Annotated in this window: 23 protein-coding genes; 13 read left to right on the plus strand and 10 right to left on the minus strand. The window is 65.6% G+C overall.

The window, feature by feature from the left end:
- Window positions 1-13: 13 nt before the first annotated feature.
- Window positions 14-2,380: a RelA/SpoT family protein gene (locus tag B4394_RS15960; RefSeq protein WP_078310755.1), complete on the plus strand. Its 2,367-nt coding sequence runs from the start codon at window positions 14-16 to the stop codon at window positions 2,378-2,380.
- Window positions 2,381-2,413: 33 nt separating this feature from the next.
- Here the strand turns inward: B4394_RS15960 and blaMAB are convergent, their stop codons facing one another.
- Both blaMAB and B4394_RS15970 read right to left on the minus strand, forming a co-directional pair.
- Window positions 2,414-3,283: an MAB family class A beta-lactamase gene (gene blaMAB / locus B4394_RS15965; protein WP_078310753.1), complete on the minus strand. Its 870-nt coding sequence runs from the start codon at window positions 3,281-3,283 to the stop codon at window positions 2,414-2,416.
- A gap of 1 nt (window position 3,284) precedes the next feature.
- Window positions 3,285-4,205 (minus strand): peptidylprolyl isomerase, encoded by a 921-nt coding sequence (locus B4394_RS15970; RefSeq protein WP_078315642.1) that lies wholly within the window; start codon window positions 4,203-4,205, stop codon window positions 3,285-3,287.
- Window positions 4,206-4,307: 102 nt separating this feature from the next.
- Between B4394_RS15970 and B4394_RS15975 the strand changes: the two genes are divergently transcribed.
- Genes B4394_RS15975 through B4394_RS15985 form a run of 3 tightly spaced genes read left to right on the plus strand, consistent with a single transcriptional unit; the run spans window position 4,308 to window position 6,669 of the window.
- Complete coding sequence (locus tag B4394_RS15975) at window positions 4,308-4,979, plus strand: MBL fold metallo-hydrolase (protein ID WP_078310749.1); 672 nt, start codon at window positions 4,308-4,310, stop codon at window positions 4,977-4,979.
- Window positions 4,976-6,250, plus strand: a complete 1,275-nt coding sequence (gene hisS, locus B4394_RS15980; RefSeq protein ID WP_078315643.1) for a histidine--tRNA ligase — start codon at window positions 4,976-4,978, stop codon at window positions 6,248-6,250. Before B4394_RS15975 ends, hisS begins: the two co-directional genes overlap by 4 nt.
- Window positions 6,251-6,255: 5 nt before the next feature.
- Entirely contained in the window at window positions 6,256-6,669 is a 414-nt protein-coding gene (locus B4394_RS15985) for an Rv2576c family protein (protein ID WP_078315644.1), read from the plus strand.
- A gap of 4 nt (window positions 6,670-6,673) precedes the next feature.
- On the opposite strand, the gene B4394_RS15990 is transcribed toward B4394_RS15985, so the two are convergent.
- Window positions 6,674-7,024 carry a gamma-glutamylcyclotransferase family protein gene (locus tag B4394_RS15990; RefSeq protein ID WP_078310742.1) on the minus strand — a complete coding sequence of 117 codons (351 nt, stop codon included), beginning with the start codon at window positions 7,022-7,024 and terminating at the stop codon, window positions 6,674-6,676.
- Window positions 7,025-7,067: 43 nt separating this feature from the next.
- Window positions 7,068-7,499, minus strand: a complete 432-nt coding sequence (locus B4394_RS15995) for a VOC family protein (RefSeq protein WP_078310736.1) — start codon at window positions 7,497-7,499, stop codon at window positions 7,068-7,070.
- Window positions 7,500-7,577: 78 nt separating this feature from the next.
- Between B4394_RS15995 and B4394_RS16000 the strand changes: the two genes are divergently transcribed.
- The gene (locus tag B4394_RS16000) at window positions 7,578-8,585 is read left to right on the plus strand and encodes an Rv2578c family radical SAM protein (RefSeq protein WP_078315645.1); all 1,008 of its coding nucleotides are present in this window, start codon (window positions 7,578-7,580) and stop codon (window positions 8,583-8,585) included.
- 24 nt (window positions 8,586-8,609) lie between these two features.
- On the opposite strand, the gene ypfJ is transcribed toward B4394_RS16000, so the two are convergent.
- On the minus strand, window positions 8,610-9,497 hold the full coding sequence (gene ypfJ, locus B4394_RS16005; RefSeq protein ID WP_078310731.1) for a KPN_02809 family neutral zinc metallopeptidase: 888 nt from the start codon (window positions 9,495-9,497) through the stop codon (window positions 8,610-8,612).
- 111 nt (window positions 9,498-9,608) lie between these two features.
- On the opposite strand from ypfJ, the gene B4394_RS16010 reads away from it, so the two are divergent.
- The 3 genes from B4394_RS16010 (at window position 9,609) to B4394_RS16020 (ending at window position 13,967) form a co-directional block, all read left to right on the plus strand.
- On the plus strand, window positions 9,609-11,159 hold the full coding sequence (locus tag B4394_RS16010) for a carboxylesterase/lipase family protein (RefSeq protein ID WP_286142093.1): 1,551 nt from the start codon (window positions 9,609-9,611) through the stop codon (window positions 11,157-11,159).
- 103 nt (window positions 11,160-11,262) lie between these two features.
- Window positions 11,263-13,053 (plus strand): aspartate--tRNA ligase, encoded by a 1,791-nt coding sequence (aspS, locus tag B4394_RS16015; protein ID WP_078310729.1) that lies wholly within the window; start codon window positions 11,263-11,265, stop codon window positions 13,051-13,053.
- 5 nt (window positions 13,054-13,058) lie between these two features.
- Window positions 13,059-13,967, plus strand: a complete 909-nt coding sequence (locus B4394_RS16020; RefSeq protein WP_078310727.1) for a DUF389 domain-containing protein — start codon at window positions 13,059-13,061, stop codon at window positions 13,965-13,967.
- Here the strand turns inward: B4394_RS16020 and B4394_RS16025 are convergent.
- Genes B4394_RS16025 through B4394_RS16035 form a run of 3 tightly spaced genes read right to left on the minus strand, consistent with a single transcriptional unit; the run spans window position 13,964 to window position 16,361 of the window.
- Window positions 13,964-14,641 carry a haloacid dehalogenase type II gene (locus B4394_RS16025; RefSeq protein WP_078315646.1) on the minus strand — a complete coding sequence of 226 codons (678 nt, stop codon included), beginning with the start codon at window positions 14,639-14,641 and terminating at the stop codon, window positions 13,964-13,966. The genes B4394_RS16020 and B4394_RS16025 overlap by 4 nt on opposite strands.
- Before the next feature lie 11 nt (window positions 14,642-14,652).
- Entirely contained in the window at window positions 14,653-15,375 is a 723-nt protein-coding gene (locus tag B4394_RS16030; RefSeq protein WP_078315647.1) for a TIGR03943 family putative permease subunit, read from the minus strand.
- A complete protein-coding gene (locus tag B4394_RS16035; RefSeq protein WP_078315648.1) occupies window positions 15,372-16,361 on the minus strand; it encodes a permease in 990 nt (329 codons plus the stop codon). The genes B4394_RS16030 and B4394_RS16035 overlap by 4 nt, the downstream gene beginning before the upstream one ends.
- A 57-nt stretch (window positions 16,362-16,418) precedes the next feature.
- On the opposite strand from B4394_RS16035, the gene B4394_RS16040 reads away from it, so the two are divergent.
- A complete protein-coding gene (locus B4394_RS16040) occupies window positions 16,419-16,865 on the plus strand; it encodes a nitroreductase family deazaflavin-dependent oxidoreductase (protein WP_078310717.1) in 447 nt (148 codons plus the stop codon).
- Here the strand turns inward: B4394_RS16040 and B4394_RS16045 are convergent.
- On the minus strand, window positions 16,862-17,233 hold the full coding sequence (locus B4394_RS16045) for an MmcQ/YjbR family DNA-binding protein (RefSeq protein ID WP_078315695.1): 372 nt from the start codon (window positions 17,231-17,233) through the stop codon (window positions 16,862-16,864). The genes B4394_RS16040 and B4394_RS16045 overlap by 4 nt on opposite strands.
- Window positions 17,234-17,296: 63 nt before the next feature.
- On the opposite strand from B4394_RS16045, the gene B4394_RS16050 reads away from it, so the two are divergent.
- The 4 genes from B4394_RS16050 (at window position 17,297) to B4394_RS16065 (ending at window position 25,289) form a co-directional block, all read left to right on the plus strand.
- Entirely contained in the window at window positions 17,297-20,626 is a 3,330-nt protein-coding gene (locus B4394_RS16050; protein ID WP_078315649.1) for a transglutaminase family protein, read from the plus strand.
- Window positions 20,627-20,738: 112 nt separating this feature from the next.
- On the plus strand, window positions 20,739-23,342 hold the full coding sequence (locus tag B4394_RS16055; protein WP_078315696.1) for a circularly permuted type 2 ATP-grasp protein: 2,604 nt from the start codon (window positions 20,739-20,741) through the stop codon (window positions 23,340-23,342).
- Window positions 23,333-24,268: a transglutaminase family protein gene (locus B4394_RS16060; protein ID WP_502688530.1), complete on the plus strand. Its 936-nt coding sequence runs from the start codon at window positions 23,333-23,335 to the stop codon at window positions 24,266-24,268. Before B4394_RS16055 ends, B4394_RS16060 begins: the two co-directional genes overlap by 10 nt.
- Window positions 24,261-25,289 carry a zinc-binding metallopeptidase family protein gene (locus tag B4394_RS16065; RefSeq protein WP_078315651.1) on the plus strand — a complete coding sequence of 343 codons (1,029 nt, stop codon included), beginning with the start codon at window positions 24,261-24,263 and terminating at the stop codon, window positions 25,287-25,289. The genes B4394_RS16060 and B4394_RS16065 overlap by 8 nt, the downstream gene beginning before the upstream one ends.
- Here the strand turns inward: B4394_RS16065 and B4394_RS16070 are convergent, their stop codons facing one another.
- Window positions 25,290-25,520: a F0F1 ATP synthase subunit C gene (locus B4394_RS16070; RefSeq protein ID WP_499971781.1), complete on the minus strand. Its 231-nt coding sequence runs from the start codon at window positions 25,518-25,520 to the stop codon at window positions 25,290-25,292.
- Between the last annotated feature and the right edge of the window lie 7 nt (window positions 25,521-25,527).

Below are 25,527 nucleotides of genomic sequence, written 5' to 3' on the forward strand. Positions count from 1 at the left end.
CAGGAGGTGAACCGTGGCTGACGAGCAGGTACCGAGCGAGAATCAGGTCGCGGTCGAATCCCTGCCTGTCGTGAGCGATCCGACGGCACCGAGCTCGGACTCTCTGCGGATCAGCGGCACCATGAGTGCGTCGCGCCGGGTACGGGCCCGGCTGGCCCGCAGGATGACCGCCCAGCGCGGCGCCGTCAGCCCCGTGCTCGAGCCGCTGATGGCTGTCCATCGCGAGTTCTACCCCAAGGCCGACCGGGTGGTGCTGCAGCGCGCATACGAGGTAGCCGAGAGTCGGCATGCCGAGCAGTTTCGCAAGTCGGGTGATCCGTACATCACTCATCCGATCGCCGTGGCGAACATTCTGGCCGAGCTCGGCATGGACACCACCACTCTGGTGGCCGCGATTCTGCACGACACCGTCGAGGACACCGGGTACAGCCTGGAACAGCTGACCACCGAATTCGGTACCGAGGTGGCCCACCTTGTTGATGGCGTGACAAAGCTCGACAAGGTGGTGTTGGGTAACGCCGCCGAGGGCGAAACCATCCGCAAGATGATCATCGCCATGGCGCGCGACCCTCGCGTGCTGGTGATCAAGGTCGCCGACCGGTTGCACAACATGCGCACCATGCGATTCCTGCCACCGGAGAAGCAGGCGCGTAAGGCCCGCGAGACGCTCGAAGTGATTGCGCCACTGGCACACCGCCTGGGTATGGCAACGGTCAAGTGGGAGCTCGAAGACCTGTCCTTCGCGATCCTGCACCCCAAGAAGTACGAGGAGATCGTGCGTCTGGTCGCCGACCGGGCGCCGTCACGCGATACCTACCTGGCCAAGGTGCGTGCGGAAATTGTTGCCACCCTGAACGGTTCGCGTATCGGTGCCACTGTCGAGGGCCGCCCCAAGCACTACTGGTCGATCTATCAGAAGATGATCGTCAAGGGCCGCGACTTCGACGACATCCACGATCTGGTGGGCGTCCGGATCCTGTGTGATGAGATTCGTGACTGTTACGCCGCCGTGGGCGTGGTGCACTCGCTCTGGCAGCCGATGGCAGGCCGGTTCAAGGACTACATCGCCCAACCGCGGTTCGGTGTCTATCAGTCCTTGCACACCACCGTGGTCGGCCCCGAGGGCAAGCCGCTGGAGGTCCAGATTCGCACCCGCGACATGCACCGCACCGCCGAGTACGGCATTGCCGCGCACTGGCGGTACAAGGAAGCCAAGGGCCGCAACGGTGTTCCGCCCAACCATGCCGCCGCCGAAATCGACGACATGGCGTGGATGCGCCAGCTGCTCGACTGGCAGCGTGAGGCCGCCGACCCCGGCGAGTTCCTGGAGTCGCTGCGCTATGACCTGGCGGTGCAGGAGATCTTCGTCTTCACACCCAAGGGTGATGTCATCACGTTGCCCGCCGGGTCTACCCCGGTCGACTTCGCGTACGCCGTGCACACCGAGGTAGGTCATCGGTGCATCGGTGCGCGCGTCAACGGCCGGTTGGTGGCGCTGGAGCGCAAGCTCGAAAACGGCGAAGTGGTAGAGGTTTTCACGTCAAAGGCCGCCACCGCGGGCCCGTCGCGCGACTGGCAGACCTTTGTCGTGTCGCCGCGCGCGAAGGCGAAGATTCGGCAGTGGTTCGCCAAGGAGCGTCGCGAGGAGGCGCTCGAGGCGGGTAAGGACGCCATCGCGCGCGAGGTGCGCCGTGGTGGACTTCCGTTGCAGCGCCTGGTCAATGGCGAGGGTATGGCCTCGCTGGCTCGTGAGCTGCGCTACCAGGACACCTCGCAGCTCTACACCGCGGTGGGCGAGGGGCATGTGTCGGCGCGGCATGTGGTGCAGCGCCTGGTCGCTCAGCTCGGTGGTGTGGACAGTGCCGAGGAGGAATTGGCCGAACGGTCCACTCCGTCGACCATGCCCATTCGCCAGCGGCGTTCCGATGATGTCGGCGTGGCCGTGCCGGGCGCACCGGGTGTGTTGACCAAGCTCGCGAAATGCTGCACCCCGGTGCCCGGGGATCAGATCCTTGGATTCGTCACGCGCGGCGGGGGAGTCAGCGTGCACCGCACCGACTGCACCAACGCCGAATCTCTGCAGCAGCAATCGGAACGGATCATCGAAGTGAACTGGGCGCCATCGGCGTCCTCGGTCTTCCTGGTCGCCATCCAGGTGGAGGCGCTGGACCGGCACCGGTTGCTCTCCGATGTGACCCGCGCCCTGGCCGACGAGCGGGTGAACATTCTGTCGGCCTCGGTGACCACCTCGAATGATCGAGTGGCCATCAGCCGCTTCACCTTTGAGATGGGCGACCCGAAGCATCTGGGACACGTTCTTAACGTGGTGCGCAACGTCGAGGGCGTCTACGACGTCTACCGGGTTACGTCGGCGGCCTAACCCGGTCTACCGGCGTGTTAGACGACTAGACGACTAGACGCCGAATGCCTTCAGCGCGATCCGGGTGGCCGCGGCGATGGTTGGCTTGCCCTGAGTGGACTTCGGATCATCGGGGACCGTCAGCACGGCGACGACAATCGGCGCACGCCCGGTCGGCCAGATCACCGCGATGTCATTGGTCTCGCCCTTGAACCCGCTGCCGGTCTTGTCCCCGACCGTCCATCCGGTCGGGACTCCCGCCCGAATCGACTGGTCGCCTGTGGTGTTGCGCTTCAACCAGTCGGTGAGCAGATCGCGGCCCTGCGCGTCGAGCCCCTCGTCGAGCGCCAGCCTGCGCAGATTGGTCACCAGTTGCTGCGGGGTCGAGGTGTCCAGATCGCCGTCCGGGATGTTCAGCTGATCTTCGGTGCGATCCATGCGAGAGACGTTGTCGCCCAGGCTTCGAACGAACTTCTCCGTCTGCTTCGGGCCGCCGAGCTGCGCGATCAACAGGTTGGCGCCGGTGTTGTCGCTGTAGCGCAGGGTCGCATCGCACAGTTCCGCGACGGTCATGCCCTCGGCCACATGCTGGGACGTGACGGGTGCCCACTCCATGAGGTCGGACTGCGCATACTGAATCCGCTTGTCCAGCAGCCCCGGTTCGCTCAGGCGGCGGTGCAGGATGGCCGACACGATGAAGGTCTTCACCGTCGAGCACATCAGGAAGCGCTCATTTGCCCGGTGCCCCAGCGTGGCACCCGATCCGGTGTCCAGGGCGTACACACCGATGCGTCCCCCGAAATCCTTTTCCAGGGAGGCGAGTTCGGTTGGCGAGGTTGGGCTGTCGCCGCCGCGTGAACAACCCACAGCGGCCACGCCGACCGTGGTCAGCCCGCCGAGCAACAGAACGCGACGTGAAATCATGTCAGTCGAGCTGAAGGTCGATGATCTTGACTTCTTGTGCGGGTGTGCCATCACCCGCGCCACGTGCTCCCGCCTTGATGCCGTTCTTGGCGATCTTGGCGAGGGTGTCCATACCGGTCTTGTCGATGGTGCCGAACACGGTGTACTGCGGCGGCAGCTGCGAATCCTTGTAGACCATGAAGAACTGGCTGCCGTTGGTACCGGGGCCCGCGTTGGCCATCGCCAACGTGCCGGCGGGATAGATGACGGCCCGCTGTGCCGCGGGATCGTCGGCCTTGTAGGCGGTGGTCGGGTACTCGTTGTCGAATTCGTATCCCGGACCGCCCGAACCGGTGCCCTTCGGGTCACCGCACTGCAACACCGACAAGCTGCCACTCGTGATCCGGTGGCAGATGGTGTCGTCGAAGTACCCACCCTGGGCCAGGCTGGCGAAGCTGTTCACCGTGCACGGCGCCTTGGCGTTGTCCAGCACCAGGCCGATGTTGCCCTGGCTGGTCTTCACGCTGGCGGTGAGCGTCGCCGGCTCGGTCGGGATCTTCCCGGAGCGCGGCATCTGCTTGTCGATGGCCTTGGCGGGCGCGCCCGCGGGCCGGTACTGGCAATTGGCACCCACCTCCGCGGACGGCACGAACTTCGGCAGGGCCGGGCCGGTGACGGGCGGCTCGTCGGGCGTGGGCAACGAGGACGTCGGCGGCGCGTCGACCGTGGAGACCGGGGTGGTGGAGGTGTCCAGTGCCGCATCCGTCTTGTTGCTCTTACTGATGGCCAGCCATGCGGTGATGGCCACAGCGACGACGACGGCCACGACCGCGGTGCCGCTGATCGCCCAGATCCGCTGCTTACGGGCGCGCTCAGCACGGTTCTCCAGCTGTCGCTCCAGCTTGCGCTTGGCCGTCTGACGTCGCTGCTCGTTGGTCGGCACCGGGTTCTCCTCCTAGGGCGTCCATTGAAGAATCTAGGTCGCCAGAGAGTGTGCCAGCCACACCTGAGAGATGGGGAAGGACCCGCCGCCTAAGCTGGTCGGGTGCTGATCACCGGTTTTCCCGCGGGCATGTTCGCCACGAACTGCTACATCGTGGCGCCCCACGAGGGCGGCCCCGCCGTCATCGTCGACCCCGGACAGGAGGCGACCTCCGGAGTTAAGGAGATCCTCGCCGAACGCGACCTCACCCCGGAGGCGGTGCTACTGACCCACGGGCATCTGGACCACACCTGGACGGCACAGCCGCTCGCCGATGAGTACGGGATCCCCGTGTACATCCACCCCGACGACCGCGTGATGCTCGCCGATCCGCTCGCGGGGATCGGGCCCGGTCTGGCCCAGTTCATCCAGGGCATGGAATTCATCGAGCCCAAGGAGCTCGTAGAGATCGGCGACGGCGACAAGCTGGAGCTCGCCGGGATCACGCTCACCGTCGACCACACACCGGGGCACACCCGTGGTTCTGTTGTGTTCGGCATCGAGGTCGACAGCGACAATGGGCCCATCGATGTGGTGTTCAGCGGCGACACGCTCTTCCAGATGTCGATCGGGCGCACCGATCTGCCCGGCGGCAACCACCAACAGCTGCTCGATTCGATTGCCGCCAAGCTGCTTACCCGAGACGATTCGACGGTGGTGCTGCCGGGTCACGGCAATGCCACCAGCATCGGCGATGAGCGACGTGCCAACCCGTTCCTCGAGGGAATCCAGTGAGCGAGAAGACTTTTAGTGCACCTAAGGGCATCCCGGACTATGTGCCGCCGGACTCCGCGCAGTTCCTGGCTGTTCGTGACGGGCTGCTGGAGCAGGCGCGGCTGGCCGGGTACGGCTACATCGAGCTGCCCGTGTTCGAGGACACCGGACTGTTCGCCCGCGGGGTGGGCGAGTCCACCGATGTGGTGAGCAAGGAGATGTACACCTTCGCCGACCGCGGCGATCGGTCGGTGACCTTGCGTCCGGAGGGCACCGCCTCGGTGATGCGTGCGGTCATCGAGCATGGCCTGGACCGTGGCCAACTGCCGATGAAACTGCGTTACGCCGGTCCCTTTTTCCGGTATGAGCGACCGCAGGCCGGCCGCTACCGTCAGCTGCAGCAGGTCGGCGTGGAAGCCATCGGCGTGGACGATCCGGCCCTGGACGCCGAGGTGATCGCTATCGCCGACGCGGGCTATCGCTCCCTGGGCCTGACCGGCTTCCGGTTGGAGATCAGCTCGCTGGGCGACGCCTCCTGCCGCCCGCAGTACCGAGAGTTGTTGCAGGAATTCCTCTTCGGCTTGGACCTGGACGAGGCGACGCGAGAGCGGGCCCGTATCAACCCGATTCGGGTGCTCGACGACAAGCGCCCCGAGGTGCGCGAGATGACGGCCGATGCGCCACTGATGCTCGACCATCTCTCCGAGGAGTCCAAGGCGCACTTCGATCAGGTGCTGCACCATCTGGACGCACTAGGCGTGCAGTACGTGGTGAACCCCAGGCTGGTGCGTGGCCTTGACTACTACACCAAGACCACCTTCGAGTTTGTGCATGACGGTCTTGGCGCGCAATCCGGGATTGGTGGCGGTGGGCGCTATGACGGACTGATGGCGCAGCTCGGTGGACAATCGTTGTCGGGTATCGGGTTTGGGCTCGGCGTGGACCGAACCCTGCTGGCGCTGCAGGCCGAGGGCGTCACGGTAGGAGACAGTGGGCGCTGCGAAGTCTTCTGTGTGCCCCTGGGGCAGGACGCGAAATCGGTGCTCGTGACGGTGGCGGCGCGGCTGCGGAGCGCGGGAATTCGTACCGATATCGCCTACGGCGACCGCGGACTCAAGGGTGCGATGCGTGGCGCGGACCGCTCGGGAGCCTCGATTGCGCTGGTCGCCGGGGATCGGGAAATCGGCGAGGGAAACATCGAGCTCAAGACGCTGGCCGACGGCGTTCAGCAGCCCGTGCCGATCGGTTCGATTGTCGATGAAGTAACGGCGCGGCTAGCATCGCGGATATGACACGTATGGGACGTATCGCCGCAGCTCTGCTCGCCACGGCCAGTGCCGCAACCTTGACGATGGTGCTGACGCCTGTCGCGGAGGCGGCCCCGCACCAGGTGAAGTACGTGATCAGCTCCGACCGTGAATTCCTCTCGCAGACGCTCGTGCTGCAGAACGAGCCGCCGAGCGCCTCGGCCTACGACTCGGAGTCGAGCAAGTACCTGGTGCGTAACTCGACCCGCATCACCCCCGACGCTCCGTTCGTCGTCGAGACAACGCTGAACGACCCGACGCAGTGGGCCTACGTGAGCGCGAGCGCGGCCGCCAAGGCCGTCACCGGCGCCCCCGTCTTCCATTGCGAGGTGTACGTGGACGGCACCCTCGCGACCCAGGCCGATGGCGAGACCGCAGTCACCTGTTCTCTGCGCAAGTGGTAGCCCGCTAGCCGGCGAACACGTACACCCAGGCGGTTTCGCCCGAGCGCAGTGGCACCGAAATGCGTTGATAATCATCCACTTCGTACTCGTCGGCGGCGGCCAGCTGCTCGGGTGTGATCGAGAAGACCATGCCGGGGACCTCGGCTGAGGCATCGGTCGACGGGCGAAGGATGGGGTGACGGTCGCTGCCACTGGTCGCGATGACATGCGGGTCGGTGATGGTCACATAGTCCAGATCGAAGCCCACAATGGCGTCGGTATGACCGTCAAGTTCCTGCCCGAAGGTGGCGCGCTGCACGTCGGCCTGCTGCAAGGTGCCGTAGGAGAACAGTAACTCGGTTGCGGTATTCGTCACGCGGTAAGTCAATCAGGCCGGCCACGGCCGGCGCACGCCTGCGTCAGTCCCCGAGGTGGACCGTGCCATCGGAAGCGATCCGCCAACCGGGGTTGTGGGCGATTTCCCAAATCAACCCGTTGGGGTCCTGGACGTGGGCGTGGAAGACCCCACCGAACTGTCCGGGTTGTGGTGGTTTGAGAACAGTGCCCCCCGACAGGGCCATGGTGCCGGACAGCGTCGCCACATCCTCTGCGGAATCGACGTTGTGGGCCAGGGTGATCCCGGAAACCCGTGAATGATCACCGGGGGCGGAGAGATCCTCGGTGAACTTATCGGCGAGGAAGAAGCCCAGGAGCTGTCCCGGTGCGCTTTGGTAGAAGACGATCTCGCCCTCGACATCCAGCAGTGGTGTCCAGCCCAGGGCTCCATAGAAGCGCCGAGTGGCATCCAGATCCGTTGCGGCGACAGTGACAAAGTGCAGCTGCTGCTTCATGGGGCCGAGCCTAGATTCGCGCTCCGACACGTGTCGGCGGGGATTGACACGTGATCGAACATATGTTCGCATAGGGTTATGCGGTGGGACGGGCAGACGCTGGATGCCGACGACGGTGCGCTTCCGGGTTTGGAGCGGATCGGTCTGGTGCGCAGTGTGCGCACGCCCGAATTCGCGGGCATCACTTTTCACGAAGTGCTGTGCAAGTCGGCGCTCAACAAGGTTCCGGCGGTATCCATGTTGCCATTCCGGTTTACCGTCAACGCATTTCGCGGCTGCGCACATGCCTGCCGCTATTGTTTCGCGCGCCCCACCCATGAATATCTGGAGTTCGACAGCGGTACCGATTTCGACAACCAGATCGTGGTGAAAACCAATCTGGTCCCGGTGCTCAGGAAAGAATTGGGTCGCAAGTCGTGGAACCGGGAGACGGTCGCACTCGGCACCAACACCGATCCCTATCAACGGGCCGAGGGGCGCTATCAGCTGATGCCGGGAGTCATTGCGGCGCTGACCGATTCCGGCACTCCGATATCGATCCTCACCAAAGGAACCCTGCTGCGCAGGGATTTACCGCTGCTCGCCGAGGCGGCACAGCAGGTGTCGGTGAGCGTGGGCATCTCGCTGGCCATCGGAGATGAGGCGTTACAGCGCGAGGTTGAAGCGGGGGTCCCTTCGCCGCAGGCGAGACTGTCGTTGATCACCGCGGCGCGCGAGGCCGGTTTTGAACCGCATGTGATGGTGGCGCCGGTGCTTCCGTTCCTGACCGACACGGTGGAGCATCTCGATGACCTGTTGAGCCGGATCGCGCAGGCAGGTGCGGCAGGCGTGACGGTTTTCCCGTTGCATTTGCGCGGGACGACACGTGGCTGGTTCATGTCCTGGGTATCCCAGTCGCATCCCGAGCTCGTCGGTCGATACCGGGAGCTGTATCGCAGGGGCGCCTATGTGCCCGCCGAGTATCGGGCATGGCTGAGAGAGCGCGTAGGGCCTCTGGTGGGCAAGTACGGGCTGGCCTCGCATCGTGAGGAGACCCCTTCGAGGCCAACAAAACTGGCGCCCGCCGCGGAGATGACGCTGTTCTAGTGGGGCCGCCCGCGCTGCCTGGACCTAGTTCAGGCTATCGGCGTTGAAGGTGTCGCAGGTGCGGAAGTCGCCGGTGTTGTATCCCTGGGTGAACCACCGCTGGCGCTGCTCGGACGAGCCATGCGACCACGCCTCGGGGTTGACGCGTCCGGTGGCTCGCTTCTGGATCCGGTCATCGCCCACCGAGGATGCGGCCGACAATGCGTCCCGAATGTCCTGTTCTGTCAACGGTTTCAGGAACGGGACGCCGGTTCCTTCCTGGACGGTGGTCGACGCGTGCTTCGCCCAGACGCCCGCGTAGCAGTCGGCCTGCAATTCGGTGCACACGCCGCCGCCCGCCTGGCCCTCGGCGCAGCGGTGATTCTTGCCGAGCACGCCGAACAGGTTCTGTACGTGATGGCCGAACTCATGGGCCACCACGTACTCCTGTGCCAAGGGGCCGCCGCTGGATCCGAACTGGTCGACCAGCACCTGGAAGAAGCTGGTATCGAAGTACGCGGTCCGGTCGGCGGGGCAGTAGAAGGGGCCAACCTCCGTGGAGGCGGCACCGCATCCGGTGTTCACCTGACCGCTGAACAGTTTGACGCCCGGCCGCGGGTACTTCGGCCCGAGGATCTGCGTCCAGACGGCGTCCACCGAGTTCCCGGTGGCGATGATGCGGCAGTCCAATGACTTGTTCGCGTCGGCACCGGTTTTGCAGTGACTGAAGTCCTGCGTCTGTTCCTGCGCGGGGCCCGCCTGCTGCTGGCCCTGTTGCTGCAGGACCTGGCTCGGGTCGCCGCCGAGCAGCATGACCACCACCGCGATCAGCAACCCGCCGACGCCACCGCCGATGGCCATCTTGGGGCCGCGGCCCATGCCACCGCCCGAGGTGGTGCTGGTGTCGATCTGCATGCCTTCGTTGAAGGTCATTGGTCAGTCACTCCCATGTCGTGTCTCTGCCGCTCAGCTATCGGCCGCTGTCGGCTGCCGATACCTTTGCATACTCCACGAACGGGCGTATCGCTACATGGCGAAGAGTTCATGTCCGGCCCGGGACTTTCCGGCGGGGCCTTCGCCTCCGGAGCGCTGATCCGCATTACGATTCGATGCGTGGCCGTTGACGTCGCCCTGCCGACCGTCGTCCGCACGCCGTTGGGGGACTTGCGTGGAACCACCGAAGGCGGTGTTTCTGTCTGGCGCGGAGTGCCCTATGCGCGACAGCCAGTCGACCAGCTTCGATTCCTGGCTCCCGTCCCGCTGGAACCCTGGGACGGGGTGCGTGACGCCATCGAACATGCGCCGTTGCCGCCGCAAGGTAAATCGTTTGTGGGCGCCGGCCGCGATGACCCCAAGATTCGCGGCGAAGACTGTCTGACCGTCACGGTCTGGTCGCCGGACATCCACGCCAACCTGCCTGTCATGGTCTGGATCCCGGGCGGGGCTTTTGTCTTCGGCGCCGGGCAGCTGGAGTTGTACAGCGGCGCGCGCCTTGCCGCCAACGGCAATGTCGTCGTCGTCAATGTCACCTACCGGATCGGGGCACTGGGCGGACTGGAGCTCAGCGCCCTGGGAGAGGGTTTCGACGACAACCTGGCGCTGCGGGACCAGATCGCGGCGCTGAGATGGGTGCGCGACAACATCGCGGCCTTCGGCGGGGACCCCGACCGGGTCACCATTTTCGGCGAGTCAGCGGGGGCGACATCGGTGCTGGCACTGCTGGCGAGTCCGGCAGCGGCAGGACTGTTCGGGCGTGCCATCGCACAGAGCCCGGCGTTGCCGCTGATCGCCGACAAGGCCCTGCGTGACCGGCGTGCGCACCGATACATGGAGCTGCTCGACGTCACCGATCCCAGTCGGCTCAAGGTGTTGCCACAGCGGGAACTGCGCCGCGGCGCGGCCAAACTGCAGATCGAAAGCGCCACCGATACGCCGATCCTCGGATATGGCCTGACACACGGAACAGACCTGCTGCCGCATCACCCCATCGAGGCGGCGCGGCGCGGCGAGGTGCACCAGGTGCCGCTGATCATCGGGTCTAACAGCCATGAGGCGTCGATGTTCGCGCGGGTAAAACCGCCGATGCTGCCCACTACCGAGCCGACCGTCAACGGCTACTTCAATCGGGTGGGGCCGGAGTATCAAGACGCGATCATCGCCGCGTACCCGCGGTACCCGAGCCGTTCGGCCCTGGTGGCGGTGGGCTCAGACGCCATGTTCGCCGCACCCATGTGGGCGTTCGCCGATGCCTACAGTGCCTTCGTCGACACGTATATGTACCGGTTCGACCACACCGCGTGGGGGCTCAAGCTCCTCGGTCTGGGCGCCACCCACGGCAGTGAGATCGTGCATGTCCAGCACAGTTATGGATCATTTGTGGGGATGTTGCTGAGCCCGCTCGGGGCACGGATGATGCCCTCGGTGGGGCGCCGCATGCAGCGGGCCTGGCTGGACTTCGCCACGGGAGACGGGCCGGACGACTGGCCGACCTATGGGGCAGACGGTCGGCGCACGCGGATCATCCGGTCTCGTTCCGACGTCACCATCGAGGACCCGGACTCGGCGCGCCGTACGGCCTGGGCCCAGGTGCACTGAGTCTCGACGCGGCGCCCCGGCAGGGCAAGGAACGCGGGCCGCTAGGCTCAAACCTCTAAACACTGGCCTTTTTGTATAACAAGCACTGTCGAAGGGATCTTTTGTGCTGCGCACTCACGACGCGGGTACGTTGCGGGAGTCGGACGCCGGACAGCGCGTGACGCTTGCCGGCTGGGTGGCTCGACGGCGCGATCACGGCGGCGTCATCTTCATTGACCTGCGTGATGCCTCCGGCGTGTCCCAGGTGGTGTTCCGTGATGACGCGGTGCTCGAACAGGCCCATCGGTTGCGCGCCGAATTCTGCGTCAAGGTCACCGGTGTGGTCGAGGTCCGGCCCGAGGGCAACGCCAACGCCGAAATCCCGACCGGCCACATCGAGGTGAATGCGGCCGAGCTCATCGTGCTCAACGAGAGCGCGCCGCTGCCCTTCCAGCTGGATGAGACCGCGGGTGAAGAAGCGCGCCTGAAGTACCGGTACCTGGATCTGCGCCGCGAGGGTCCGGGCAACGCAATCAGGTTGCGCTCTAAGGTAAGCGCCGCGGCGCGCAGCGTGCTGGCCCGCCATGATTTCGTTGAGGTAGAGACTCCGACGCTGACGCGATCGACTCCGGAGGGCGCGCGCGACTTCCTGGTGCCGGCCCGTCTGCAGCCGGGCAGCTTCTATGCGCTGCCGCAGAGCCCGCAGCTGTTCAAGCAGCTGCTCATGGTCGCGGGTATGGAGCGGTACTACCAGATCGCGCGGTGCTACCGGGACGAGGATTTCCGCGCCGACCGGCAGCCCGAGTTCACCCAGCTCGATATCGAGATGAGCTTCGTGGACCAGGACGATGTCATCGCGCTCGCCGAGGAGCTTCTCGTCGCGCTGTGGGACCTGATCGGATATCACGTGCCCACACCCATCGCGCGGATCACCTACGCCGAGGCGATGCGCCGCTATGGCAGCGATAAGCCGGACCTGCGGTTCGGCCTCGAGCTGGTGGAATGCACGGAGTACTTCTCGGACACCAGCTTCCGGGTGTTCCAGGCGCCCTATGTGGGGGCGGTGGTGATGCCGGGCGGCGCCGATCAGCCGCGCCGGACCCTGGACGGCTGGCAGGAATTCGCCAAACAGCGCGGACACAAGGGCCTGGCCTACGTGCTGGTGGGGGAGGACGGCACCCTGGGCGGGCCTGTCGCCAAGAACCTCACCGACGCCGAACGCGATGGGCTGGCAGCGCATGTCGGCGCCAGCCCGGGTGACTGCATCTTCTTCTCCGCCGGTGCTGTCAAATCCTCGCGGGCGCTGCTGGGTTCGGTGCGCGGCGAGATCGCCCAGCGCCTCGACTTGATCGCCCCCGACGCCTGGGCATTCGCCTGGGTGGTGGACGCGCCGATGTTCGAGCCCGCCGACGACGCCACCGCCGCCGGTGACGTGGCGGTTGGCTCCGGTGCCTGGACCGCGGTGCATCACGCCTTCACCTCACCGAAGCCGGAGTCGGAGAACACCTTCGACAACGATCCGGGATCGGCACTCGCCTACGCCTACGACATCGTGTGCAACGGGCACGAGATCGGTGGCGGATCAATCCGTATCCATCGCCGTGATGTCCAGGAACGTGTGTTCAAGGTCATGGGCATCAGTAACGAAGAGGCCCAGGACAAGTTCGGATTCCTGCTGGACGCCTTCGCGTTCGGTGCACCGCCCCATGGGGGCATCGCCTTCGGCTGGGACCGGGTGACCGCATTGCTCGCGGGTACCCCGTCCATCCGCGAAGTCATCGCCTTCCCGAAGTCCGGCGGCGGTGTGGATCCGCTCACGGATGCCCCGGCGCCGATCACCCCGGCGCAGCGCAAGGAGTCCGGAATCGACGCGAAACCCGATAAGGCCGATAAGCCGGGTAAGCCGGACGCGTAGCGCACGTGCTGCACGTCCGGGTCATCGCGCCCGCCGATCTCTCCGATCAGGTGGTGGAGTTCCTCTCTACCACAACGGGGGTCGCACATATCGTGCGTGTGCCCGGGGCAGCGATCAGCCCGGAGGGTGATGTGATTACCGCCGACGTGGCTCGCGAGACGGCCAACGATGTGCTCGACGGACTCAAGGCGATCGATATCGACAGGCGGGGATCGATCACCGCGGAAGTACTCGACACCGTGATCTCGCAGACCGCCTATGAGGCCGAGGACGACGCCGAAGGCGACCCCGCCGATGCCGTCATCTGGGATGAACTGATCGGGCGCACCCGCGAAGAATCTGCCCTCAACCTGACGTTCCTGGCCTTCCTGTGCCTGGCCTGCCTGATCGCCGCGGTTGGCGTGGTCACCGATTCACCGGTCACCATCGTCGGTGCCATGGTGGTGGGACCCGAGTTCGGTCCGCTTGCCGCCCTGGCGGTTTCGATCGTGCGGCGAAAATGGTCGCTGGCGCGCCGGTCGCTGCTGGCATTGGTGGTGGGATTCCCGGTGGCGATGGCGGTGACTGCCATCGGGGCGCTGGCGGCCGAGGGCGCCGGGTGGGTCACGTTGAAGAGTGTGCGTGAGCTGCAGCAGGTCGACTTCATATTCCAGGTGGGGCCGTTCTCGTTGGTGGTCGCGTTGTTGGCGGGCGCGGCCGGCATGCTGTCGTTGATGTCCGCGAAATCGGCGGCGCTGGTAGGGGTGTTCATCTCGGTGACCACCGTGCCGGCCGCGGGATTCGCGGTGGTCGCCGCGACTGTGGGGGAATGGGAAATCGCCGGACTGTCGGCGCTGCAGCTGGCGGTCAACCTTTTCGGCATTGTCCTGGCCGGGGTGTTGGTCCTGATGGTGCGACCGCGCGGGCTGCGCTAGGCGATATCTCCGATATCGGCGACCCGCTGATCGAACTCCTCGTCGGGGTCGTCATGAGCCAACGCGGGATCGCCGTATTCATAGGGCCGTGAGACGAACACAGTGCCCATGCCGATTTCTCGTGCGGCGCGCAGGTCATACGGATGTGCGGCCACCATCGCAGCGTCTCCGGGTGCGATACCGAGGTAGCCGAGCGCGCGCCGGTACACCACCGGATCCGGTTTGAAGCTGCCGAACACCTCCGCGGTGAGCACTGCGTCCCAGGAAATGCCCAGGCGTTTGAACAGATTCACCATGGTGGCCATATCGGTGTTGGACAGGGTGGCCACGACGGCCTGTGAACGCAGCCCCGACAGCCCGGCGGGTACATCCGGCCATGGCAGCAGGCGCTGCCAGCTGGACGCGACGAGCTCGGCGGTCGCAACGTCCGGACGCGGCAGCCCGAACGTCTCGCAGATATCCGCGAAGCCGAGCGCGTAGAGATCCTGCACCCGTGTCCAGTCATCCACGGACTGAGCCAGATGTGCGACGCGGTTGAAATAGTCCGCGCGCCAGGCACGCGTGAAATCGGCCGCATCGATGCTGGGAGCGTGCGCGGCCACCGCGTGTGACACGGGCTCGAAGAAATCCAGCAGCGTGCCCTGCACGTCGAACAGGTATGCCTTGTACCGCAACGTGCCTCCGCTCAGTAGGTGCTCTTGGGTGGATCGGTGCGGGTGATGCCGGTGACCTCGATGACGGGAATGGACGACGGGCCGCGGTAGCTCTGACCGCCCGGCACAATGCCGGTCGCCGAGATCCAGGTGTTCTCCGGAAGCGCCGATGCCGACGCGGCCGCCGGGCCCGTCATATGCAACCGCGCCAGCTGGGCATCCGCGGCGCAGCACACGATGACGATCTTGGCCAGGTCGGTGTGCTCGCCCTCTTTGAACGTGAACCCGGTGACGGTGATGGTGTGGCCGCTTAGCGTGTCCGAGGAACCTGCGGCGATGCGCATCAGGACCTCCGGCAGTGGCACCGATGGCGCCTCACCGGGTGGCAGTGGGGGGAAGGCCCGCCGGGGCGTGTTGGCCGATGCGCCGATGTTGGCCGGCGCGATGGAACGAGCGCTGAGGGCAGGGGGCACGATGAAGATGAGCAGAACGATCGGCAGCACCAAAAACCATGTGGCGCCGTGTTTGTGGGTGTGACCTCCGTGGCCGTCGTGCTCATCGTCATGGTCTGTGTGGCCGCGGCGCACATCGCGGATGATCGCTGCCAGACCGAGCCCGATCACGATGACCGCAGAACCGGCGAGCCACGGCAGCAGTCCGGGCTTGACGTAGCGAGTGAAAGTTCCGGTCACCGCGATCATGGCCACGCTGACCCCCAGCAGGATCAGCAGCGTGTTCTCCGTGTCGCGCCTCATGAGGTCCCCAGCACCGCCAGTCCGACACCCGTCGCGACGACGGTGGCGACCACGAATGTCAGCGGCGAGAACCGGGCCGCGAAGGGCCGTCCGAACATGCCCGACTGCATCGCGATGAGCTTCACGTCGACGGCCGGACCGACCACGAGGAAGACCAGCCGCGGAATCAGCGGCATCATCGTGATGCTCGCGGCGACGAAAGCGTCGGCTTCCGAGCACAGCGCGAGCACCACGGCAAGCAGCGCCATGGTCACCACACCCACCACGAGATTGCCCGCCAGATGCTCGAACACCCAGGCCGGAACCAGCACGTGCAAGGCCGCCGCGGCCACCGCGCCGATCGCCAGGTACGAGGCCGCCTGCAGAAAGTCGTGCCGGGCCGCCTCGGTGAATGTCGTCCAGCGGGAAGAGGATCCGGCGTGCGCGACGGGCAGCGTGCGGGTGACCCAGCTGTCCCGTCCCCACCGGGACCACGCCATGCCCATCACCATGGCGGTCAGCAGGGAGGCCACCGCGCGCGCCAGCACCATCTTTGGCTGGCCCGGGAAGGCGACCGCGGTAGCGACCAGTACCACCGGGTTGATCGCCGGCGCCGACAACATGAAGGTGAGTGCGGCAGCACCGACGGATCCTGGTCCGTACAGCCGGCGCGCCACCGGAACCGAACCGCATTCACAGCCGGGCAGTGCCGCACCGCTCACACCCGCCACCGCCACCGCGGCGACTGATCGGTTCGGTAGCCACCGCGCCAGCCGTTCTGGGGTGACGAACGTCGCGACGAGCCCACTCACGATCACCCCGAGCGCAAGGAACGGGACAGCCTGGACGAACACCCCACAGAACACGGTCCCGGCGGTCGCCAGCTTCTCGTTACCATCGACAATCCCGCGTAACCAGCTCGCGGCCAGGGCCATCGCGATGAGCGCCACCATCAGGATCTCGGTCGAACCGAACCACCGTCGGGACGAAGAGGCGGCGACCGTCATCCAGCCATCCTGTCAGCGGAACCTGAGAACGCGGCGCAGCAGTGGCACTCTGGTGAGGTGACCGATGACACACCTTTCAATGAACAGCCCGCCGCAGTGATCAACGAATTCAATGACGGCATCACTCAGGAGTTCCGTGCCAACGGCGGAGAGGTCGGCGGACAGTTCGCCGGTGTACCGATTCTGCTCCTGACCAACACCGGTGCCAAGAGTGGGCAGCAGCGTCTGAATCCGCTGGCCTACTTCGATATCGATGAGAAGATCTACATCGTCGGCTCATTCGGCGGTGCCGACAAGGACCCTGCCTGGGTGCACAACCTGCGCGCACATCCACATGCGCATATCGACATCGGAACCGGCGGTTATGACGTGATCGCCCACGAGCTTTCGCTTGGCGAGCGCGACGCGCTGTATCCGAAGGTCGTCGAGCAAGTTCCCGTGTTCGCTGACTACCAGGAGAAGACCGACCGGGCGATCCCGATCTTCGAGCTGCGTCGCCGTTAGTCGAGGAATCTGCGTGCCAGCGTCTTCGGCGCCTGGCACAGCCAGGCTTCGGTGATCAGTTCGGTGAGGTCCGGCGGCGAAATGGCCTCCAACCGGGCGAGCACGATCGGGTAACCGTCGAAATGTGGCGTGGTGAAGTAGACGTTCGGTTCCTCGGCGATCAACGCGTGTTTGACGCCCTCATCGTCGACGCGGGCGCCCAGTATGTCGCCGTCGGGGGCCGAATCTCCCAGTGCTGCCAGATCACTCTTCCGCAACGGCCGTTCCCAGACGAACAGTTTTTTGCGCACCTTCCACACGCGTGGGGCGGTTTCGAGCGCCTCGGGGAGCACCGATGCGACGCCTGTTACGTCCTCCCAGGTGGCCACCGGTTCATTGTGCCCTGAATCGCAGGCCATGCGGGTGAGGCCAGGTTATGGTGGGATCAGCCGATGGGCATCAAGGTGGCGCTGGAGCACCGGACCAGCTACGTATTCGACAGACTCGTGCAGGTGCATCCGCACGAGATTCGATTGCGCCCCGCTCCGCACACCCGAACCCCCATCGAGGCCTACTCGTTGCGTATCGCACCTGACGATCACTTCATCAACTGGCAACAGGATGCCTTTGGTAATTTCCTTGCCCGCGTGGTGTTTCCGAAGCGGACCCGACGGCTATCGATCACCGTCGGACTCATCGCGGATCTGAAATCGGTCAATCCGTTCGACTTTTTCATCGAGGAGTGGGCCGAGCACGTCGGGTTTGTCTATCCGGCCGCGTTGGCGGCGGACCTGGAGCCCTATCTCAAACTGGTGGATGAATCCGTGCCGGGTTCGGGTCCCGGTGAACTGGTTCAGGCCTGGGTGGCCAACTTCACTATGGCACCGAACACACGCATCATCGATTACCTCGTCACGCTCAACCAGGCGCTGTGCTCGGATGTCGGTTATGCGGTGAGGTTGGAGCCCGGTGTTCAGAGCCCCGACACGACGCTGGCAGTGGGTATCGGCTCCTGCCGTGACACCGCTTGGTTGCTGGTGTCCATCCTGCGGCAGAAGGGGCTTGCCGCCCGCTTCGTGTCTGGATATCTGGTGCAACTGACCTCGGACATCGTCGAAATCGACGGTCCCTCAGGGCCGGTCGCGGACTTCACCGACCTGCATGCCTGGGCCGAGGTATACATTCCCGGTGCCGGATGGGTCGGGCTTGATCCCACGTCGGGGCTGCTCGCCGGTGAGGGGCATATTCCGCTCTCGGCGACTCCGCATCCGTCGACGTCTGCCGCCATCTCCGGGGCAACCGATGTGTGCGAGTCCACCCTCGATTTCTCCAACACCGTCACCCGTGTGCACGAAGATCCACGAGTCACGCTGCCGTACACGGCGTCGGTGTGGGAGGCCGTCACCGCGTTGGGTGCGGAGATCGACACTCGGCTCGATACCGCCGAGGTGGGGTTGACGATGGGTGGCGAGCCGACATTCGTGTCGATCGACGACCAGGTTGCCGAGGAGTGGACCACCGCGGCCGACGGGCCACAGAAGCGGGTACGTGCCTCCGATCTGGCCGCCCGGCTCAAAGCGCTCTGGGCGCCAACAGGTTTGGTACAGCGCAGCCAGGGAAAGTGGTACCCCGGCGAACCTCTGCCGCGGTGGCAGATTGGTTTGCAGTGGAGGCGCGACGGCCAGGCACTGTGGTCTGACCCCGAACTGCTCGCAGACCCGTGGGCCGAGGATCGTCAGTGGTCTACCCCCGAGGGCGCCGACCGCGCGCTGCTGCTCGCTCTGGCGGGTGATCTCGGGCTGCCCGAGAGCCAGGTACGCGCGGTGTACGAGGATCCGCTGAGTCAACTCGCCGCATCCGTTCGGCGTCCCGAGGGCGATCCGGTCGCGGCAGCCGATGACCCGGCACCGCAGGAAGACTCGGAAGATCGACGGTCAGAACTGCTGACCCGTCTGGACGAGCAGGTGACCGGGCCGGCCGCGTACTTGCTGCCCCTGCACCGCGGGGAGGACGGCGGCCGCTGGGAGAGCGCCGACTGGACACTGCGCCGCGGACGGATTGTCCTGACGCAGGGATCGTCCCCGGCGGGGCTCCGGCTCCCACTTGATTCCATCTCCTGGCAGCCGGCACCGCACCCCACCGAGGCTGACCCGCTCGGTGTCACCGCGGAGCTCGGCGCACAACGGGTCGGCGCGGACGCCGTTGTGGTGCCCGCTGACGGAGCACCCCCCACTGCCCTGGTCGCCGAGATTCGCGACGGGCTGCTGTATCTGTTCCTGCCGCCGGTGCAAAGCCTCGACGACTTCGTGGATCTCATCGCGCGCGTCGAGGCCGCCGTCACCTGCCCGCTGGTGATCGAAGGGTATGGACCGCCGCCGGACCCCCGGCTGGAAGTCATGAGTGTCACTCCCGATCCGGGGGTCATCGAGGTCAACGTGACCCCCACCGGGAGTTTCGCCGAACAGTCCCGCCAGCTGCAGGCGCTGTACGAGGAGGCACGCAAGGCGCGGCTGACCACCGAATCGTTCGACGTGGATGGCACGCACACCGGGACCGGCGGGGGTAACCACATCACACTCGGGGGCCGGACCCCGGCGACCTCACCCTTGCTGCGCCGCCCCGATCTGCTGGTGTCGCTGCTGACCTACTGGCAGCATCATCCCGCGTTGTCCTACCTGTTCTCGGGACGGTTCGTCGGCACCACATCGCAGGCCCCTCGCGTCGACGAAGGTCGAGAAGAGGCGTTGTACGAGTTGGAGATCGCCTTCGCGGAGATCGACAGATTGACGAAGGCGCCCGATCGCGATCCTTCCGAGCATCCTGCTCCGTGGCATGTCGACCGGGCGCTGCGGCATTTGCTCACCGATATCACCGGGAACACTCACCGGGCGGAGTTTTGTATCGACAAGCTGTACAGCCCCGACAGCGCCCGCGGGCGTCTGGGCCTGCTGGAGCTGCGTGGATTCGAGATGCCGCCGCATTTCCAGATGGCGATGGTCCAGTCGCTGCTGGTGCGCGCACTGGTCGCCAGGTTCTGGGAGCAACCGCTGCGCGCACCGCTGATCCGTCATGGCGCGAATCTGCATGGCCGTTACCTGTTGCCGCACTTCATTATTCATGATATTGCTCAGGTTGCCGCCGAGCTGCGTGCGCATGGCATCGCCTTTGAAACCAGCTGGCTCGATCCGTTCACCGAGTTCCGGTTCCCCCGGATCGGCACCGCGGTGTTCGACGGTATCGAGATTGAACTGCGCGGGGCCATCGAACCGTGGCGGGTGTTGGGAGAGGAGGCAACCGCCGGAGGTGCCGCGCGATACGTGGATTCCTCGATTGAGCGTGTGCAGGTGCGAGTCATCGGAGCCGATCGTTCCCGGTACGTCGTCACCTGCAATGGTGAGCCCATCCCGCTGCTCTCGACCGCCAACCCGGACGTTCAGGTAGCCGGCGTCCGATACCGGGCGTGGCAGCCGCCCAGCGCGCTGCATCCGAGCATCACCGTCGACGACCCGCTGCGTTTCGAGCTCATCGACACTGCCAACGCGTTGTCTCGCGGCGGCTGTACGTACCACGTATCGCACCCGGGTGGCCGGTCCTATGACGACCCTCCCGTCAACGCGGTGGCCGCCGAGGCACGCCGTGGGAGGCGCTTCGATGCCACCGGTTACACCACCGGGCACGTTGATTTGTCAGACTTGCGCGAGAAACAAGCCCGCATGTCTACCGATGCCGTGGCGCCCGGCATCCTGGATCTACGCCGTGCGAGAACGGTGGGACGCAGGTAGGCGGTCGATAGGGCGTAGAAACGGCAGCGTAACGGGAAGGAAGGTACGACCGGTGGTAGCACCTGCTTCGGGGGCTCCCGTCGGACCCGACTTCTCTGTGGCCGATAACCCGCTGATCGCGCAGTACCGCAGCATTCGTGCCCAGGGAGCACTGTTCGAGGTCGGCCGACGGGGCAGCCAGGCGGGTTACGACGAGTTCCTGGCACCTGATGGCAGCGTTCGCCCGGCCTGGACCGACCTGGCCGACGCCATCGCGCAGCGTGGCCGTCCTGGTTTGGATCGTCTGCTCGATCGCGTCCGCACTCTTGTCGACAGCGACGGCATCACCTACATGGATCCCGGACGCGTCTCGGTATCGACGCCCGCACCCGATGCGCCCACTCATCCGGTCCCGTGGCGTCTGGATGGGCTCCCGCTGCTCCTCGACTCTGCCGACTGGGACGTACTGGAGGTCGGGCTGACGCAGCGGGCCACGCTGCTGGACGCCATCCTCAGCGACCTGTACGGGCCGCAGGAGTTGATCAGCTCCGGTGCGCTGCCGCCACAGCTGCTCTTCGCACATCCGGGATATGTGCGCGCGGCGCACGGCATGGCCTTGCCCGGCAGGCATCAGCTGTTCCTGCTCGGCTGTGATGTCGGCCGCACCGGCGCCGGCGAGTTTCGGGTGAATGCCGACTGGACGCAGGCGCCATCGGGTGCCGGGTACGCGATGGCGGACCGCCGCGTGGTGGCCCATGCCGCTCCTGATCTCTACGAGAAGATGGCGCCGAGGCCGACCTCGTCGTTCGCGCAGACACTTCGCCTGGCGCTTATCGATGTCGCGCCGGAGTCGGTCGAGGATCCGTCGGTGGTGGTGCTCAGTCCCGGTATCCACTCGGAGACATCCTTCGATCAGGCGTACCTCGCGTCGGTACTGGGTTTTCCGCTGGTCGAGTCCGCCGATCTGGTGGTGCGCGACGGCAAGCTGTGGATGCGGTCACTGGGCACCCTGCGCCGGGTGGACGTGGTGTTGCGCAGAGTCGACGCCGGCTACTCCGATCCGCTGGATCTGCGGGCCGACTCACGACTGGGAGTCGTCGGCTTGGTCGAGGTGCTTCGCCGGGGCGCGGTGACCGTCGTCAACTCGCTGGGCAGCGGGGTGTTGGAGAATCCGGGCCTGGCTCGTTTCCTGCCGGAGCTATCGCGGCGGCTGCTCGATGAGCCGCTCGCCTTGTCCGGAGGTCAAACCTGGTGGGGCGGCATCGACGCGGAACGATCGCATCTGCTCGCGAATCTTGGCTCGCTGCTGGTCAAATCAACAGTGGGGGAAGAGGTTTACACCGGACCATTGCAGTCGGCGCAGACACTGGAGACCTTGCGGGCACGCGTCGAGGCGGCGCCCTGGTGCTGGATTGGTCAGGAACTTCCCGAACTGTCGGTGGCTCCCACATATCTGCGCTCGGGTGCTCTGACCGCAGCGCCGATCGGTATGCGACTGTTCACGGTGGCGCAGCGCGGCGGGTACGCGCCGATGATCGGTGGTCTCGGATACGTCGGCGCTTCCGGAAACTCAGGATCGACGCTCAACAGTATTGCCGCCAAGGATATTTGGGTTCAACAGCCAGATCGCGATCAGACCGAGCGAGCCCTGACCGTGGCCTCGCTGGATCTGCCCGCTGGTCGCCTGGCGGGCGCTGACGCGGTCAGCTCACCGCGTGTGTTGTCCGATCTGTTCTGGCTGGGGCGGTACGGAGAGCGCGCGGAGAATCTGGTCCGGCTGTTGTCCGTCACCCGGGAACGGTTCCACGAGTACCGGTACCGGCAGTTCATGGAGGCCAGTGAATGCGTCCCGGTGCTGTTGAAGGCACTTGGCGACATCACCGGCACCGACACCAGTTCCGAGGATCTGGGAACACAGCTGTGGTCGTTGACGGTGGACAAGGAGCGGGTCGGGTCCCTGGCGCAATCGGTCGAGCGGCTGGGTCTGGCGGCTCGCGCTGTTCGAGATCAGATGTCCAATGACACCTGGATGGTGCTCGGCGGCATGGATCGCGCCATCGTGACCGCGGCGGCCGAGTACGACGAGAGCGCGCGGTCCGGCGGCAGCCCCACCCGTGCGGACGACACGGTGCTTGCCGCCACCCAAACTCAGGTATTGGCAGGGCTTCTCGCGCTGGCGGGGCTGGCGGCGGAATCGACGGTGCACGATATCGGTTGGACGATCATGGATATCGGTAAGCGCATCGAACGGGGCCTCGGCCTGACAGCCTTGCTGCGTTCCACACTCACGACGGTCCGCGGCCGCGCGGCCGAGCAGTCCGTGACCGAGTCGACGTTGGTGGCGTGCGAGTCTTCGGTGATGTACCGCCGTCGCACCCGGGGCAAGATCAGCCTGGAGGCCGTGGCCGACCTGCTGCTGTTCGATGCCGTCAATCCGAGATCCCTGCTGTATCAGGTGGAGTCGCTACGCACCGACCTCAAGTCGTTGCCGAGTGCCTCGGGAACCTCACGTCCGGAGCGGTTGGTGGAGGACTTGGTGACGCAGCTGCGCCGGATCGATCCGGCTGATCTGGACGCTGCGGGCGACGATGGGCAGCGCGACACACTCGCGGACACCCTCGACAACGTCCATCAGGCGTTGCGCGAATTGTCCTCGGTGGTCACCAAGACGCACCTGTCCATGCCGACCGGCATGCAGCCACTGTGGGGCCCTGACCCGGGGCGGAGATTGCCGTGACCGATGGTCTTCGCGCGGGCGGTTCATCCGTGATCCGGTACCAGGTCACGCACCGAACCCTGTACAAATACTCCGACGATGTCACCAGTTCGTATGGGCGCGGCTACCTCACGCCGCGCGACACCGACTGGCAGCATTGTGAATCGAATGAACTGATCGTCGAACCGGAGCCCTCGGACAGCTCCACCGGCAGGGACGTGTACGGAAACCTCAGCTCGTACTTCCACGTCACCACGCCGCACCGGGAGCTCAGCGTTACCGCCCGCTCGATCGTTGACGTCAGCATCCCACCGCTCCCTGCGGCGGGGTGGGAGCAGGCGTGGGAGCTGGCTCGCCCGGCATTCGGGGACGCGACCGGGGCCGGCGCACTGGCTGCCGAGTTCGTGCTGGACTTGGTGCCCCCTGAGATCACCGATGATGTACGCGCCTACGCCGCAGTGAGTTTCACCGTGGGACGGCCACTCGGGGAGGCGGTCGTGGACCTGATGGGCCGGATCTATCGTGACTTCCAGTACCGCTCGGGGTCCACCACCATTTCCACCAAGGTCAGCGAAGTGCTGGCTGCGGGGGAGGGAGTTTGTCAGGACTTCGCCCGCATCGCGGCGACGGCACTGCGCACCCAGGGACTTGCGGCGCGCTATGTGTCCGGTTACCTGGCCACGAATCCGCCGCCCGGGCAGCCGCGCCTGGTTGGCGCCGACGCCACCCATGCGTGGGCAGCGGTGTGGGTCCCGCCCGACGGATGGGTCGCGTTCGACCCGACGAATGACACGATTGCCGACGAGCGGTATGTCACCGTCGCTTGGGGTCGCGATTACGCCGACGTCCCGCCCTTGCGCGGCATCATCTATACCGATTCCGACAGCAGCACGATCAAGGTGTCGGTGGACGTCGCACCGTGTGAGGAGAGCCCCGCTCATGCGTGACTTCATCTGTCCGCAGTGCGGTCAGCATCTGGCGTTCGAGAACTCGGTCTGCCTGGCCTGCGGAAGTCACGTCGGGTTCTCGCTCGAGGACAAGGCCCTGCTGGTCATCGCCCAGGACGACGGGCCCGGGTTCGTCGACTCCGAGAATCATCACCTGTGTGCGAATCTGCATGTAGCCGAATGTAATTGGCTGGTGGACGGTACCGGGACGGACACGTTGTGTGCGTCCTGCGTGCTCACGCGCACTCGGCCCAGCGATTCTGACGGAACGGCCTTGCCGGCATTCGCCGACGCGGAGAAGGCGAAGCGCCGGCTCATCGCTGAGCTCGCCGAGCTGCGACTACCGGTGACGGGGCGAGACGTCGACCCCGAGTTCGGACTGGCCTTCGATCTGCTGTCCAGTGAAGAACAGCAGGTGATGACGGGGCATCACAACGGGGTGATCACGCTGGATCTCGCCGAGGGCGATGACGTGCACCGAGAGCAGCTTCGCATCTCGATGGATGAGCCGTATCGCACACTGCTCGGCCATTTCCGTCACGAGATTGGGCACTACTTCTATTACCGACTCGTCGAAACCACGCCGGATCATGTGGAGAGGTTCCGCGCGCTATTCGGCGATCCGAATGCCGACTACCAGGCGGCCCTTGACCGGCATTATCAGCAGGGGGTGCCGGAAGGCTGGGAGGCGAGTTTCGTTTCCTCCTACGCCACCATGCATCCCGCCGAGGATTGGGCGGAGACCTTCGCGCACTACCTGCATGTCCGCGATACGTTGGACACTGCCGCTGCCTTCGCCCTGGCGCCCGCCGGCGGCACCTTCGATCGCAGGGTGCTGGGCCCCAGCGGATTCGACACCATCATCGAGATGTGGCTGCCCCTGGCCTGGTCGCTGAACATGGTCAACCGCTCCATGGGGCGCGACGATCTGTATCCGTTCGTGCTGCCCGGTCCGGTGCTGGAGAAGATGCGACTGATCCACGAGATCGTCACGGCCGTGGGGGAGCCCGCAACCGGGTAGTTACCCGCCCGGGGTGGCGAATACGAACAGAGCCATGAAGGCCACATTGATGAAGAAGGTGGCTTCGACCAGGCTGACGGTGATGAAAAACGGTGTGAATAGCCGGTTCTGAGATTCCGGCTGGCGGGCTACCCCGGCGATGAGCTGTGCTCCCGCCATGCCGTCGCCGATACCCGCGCCGATCGCACCGCCCGCCAGCGTGATGGCTCCGGCCAGTAGCGCGTTGCCCATGAGGAGT

Source organism: Mycobacterium sp. D16Q16 (assembly GCF_002013745.1).
Taxonomy (GTDB): Bacteria; Actinomycetota; Actinomycetes; order Mycobacteriales; family Mycobacteriaceae; genus Mycobacterium.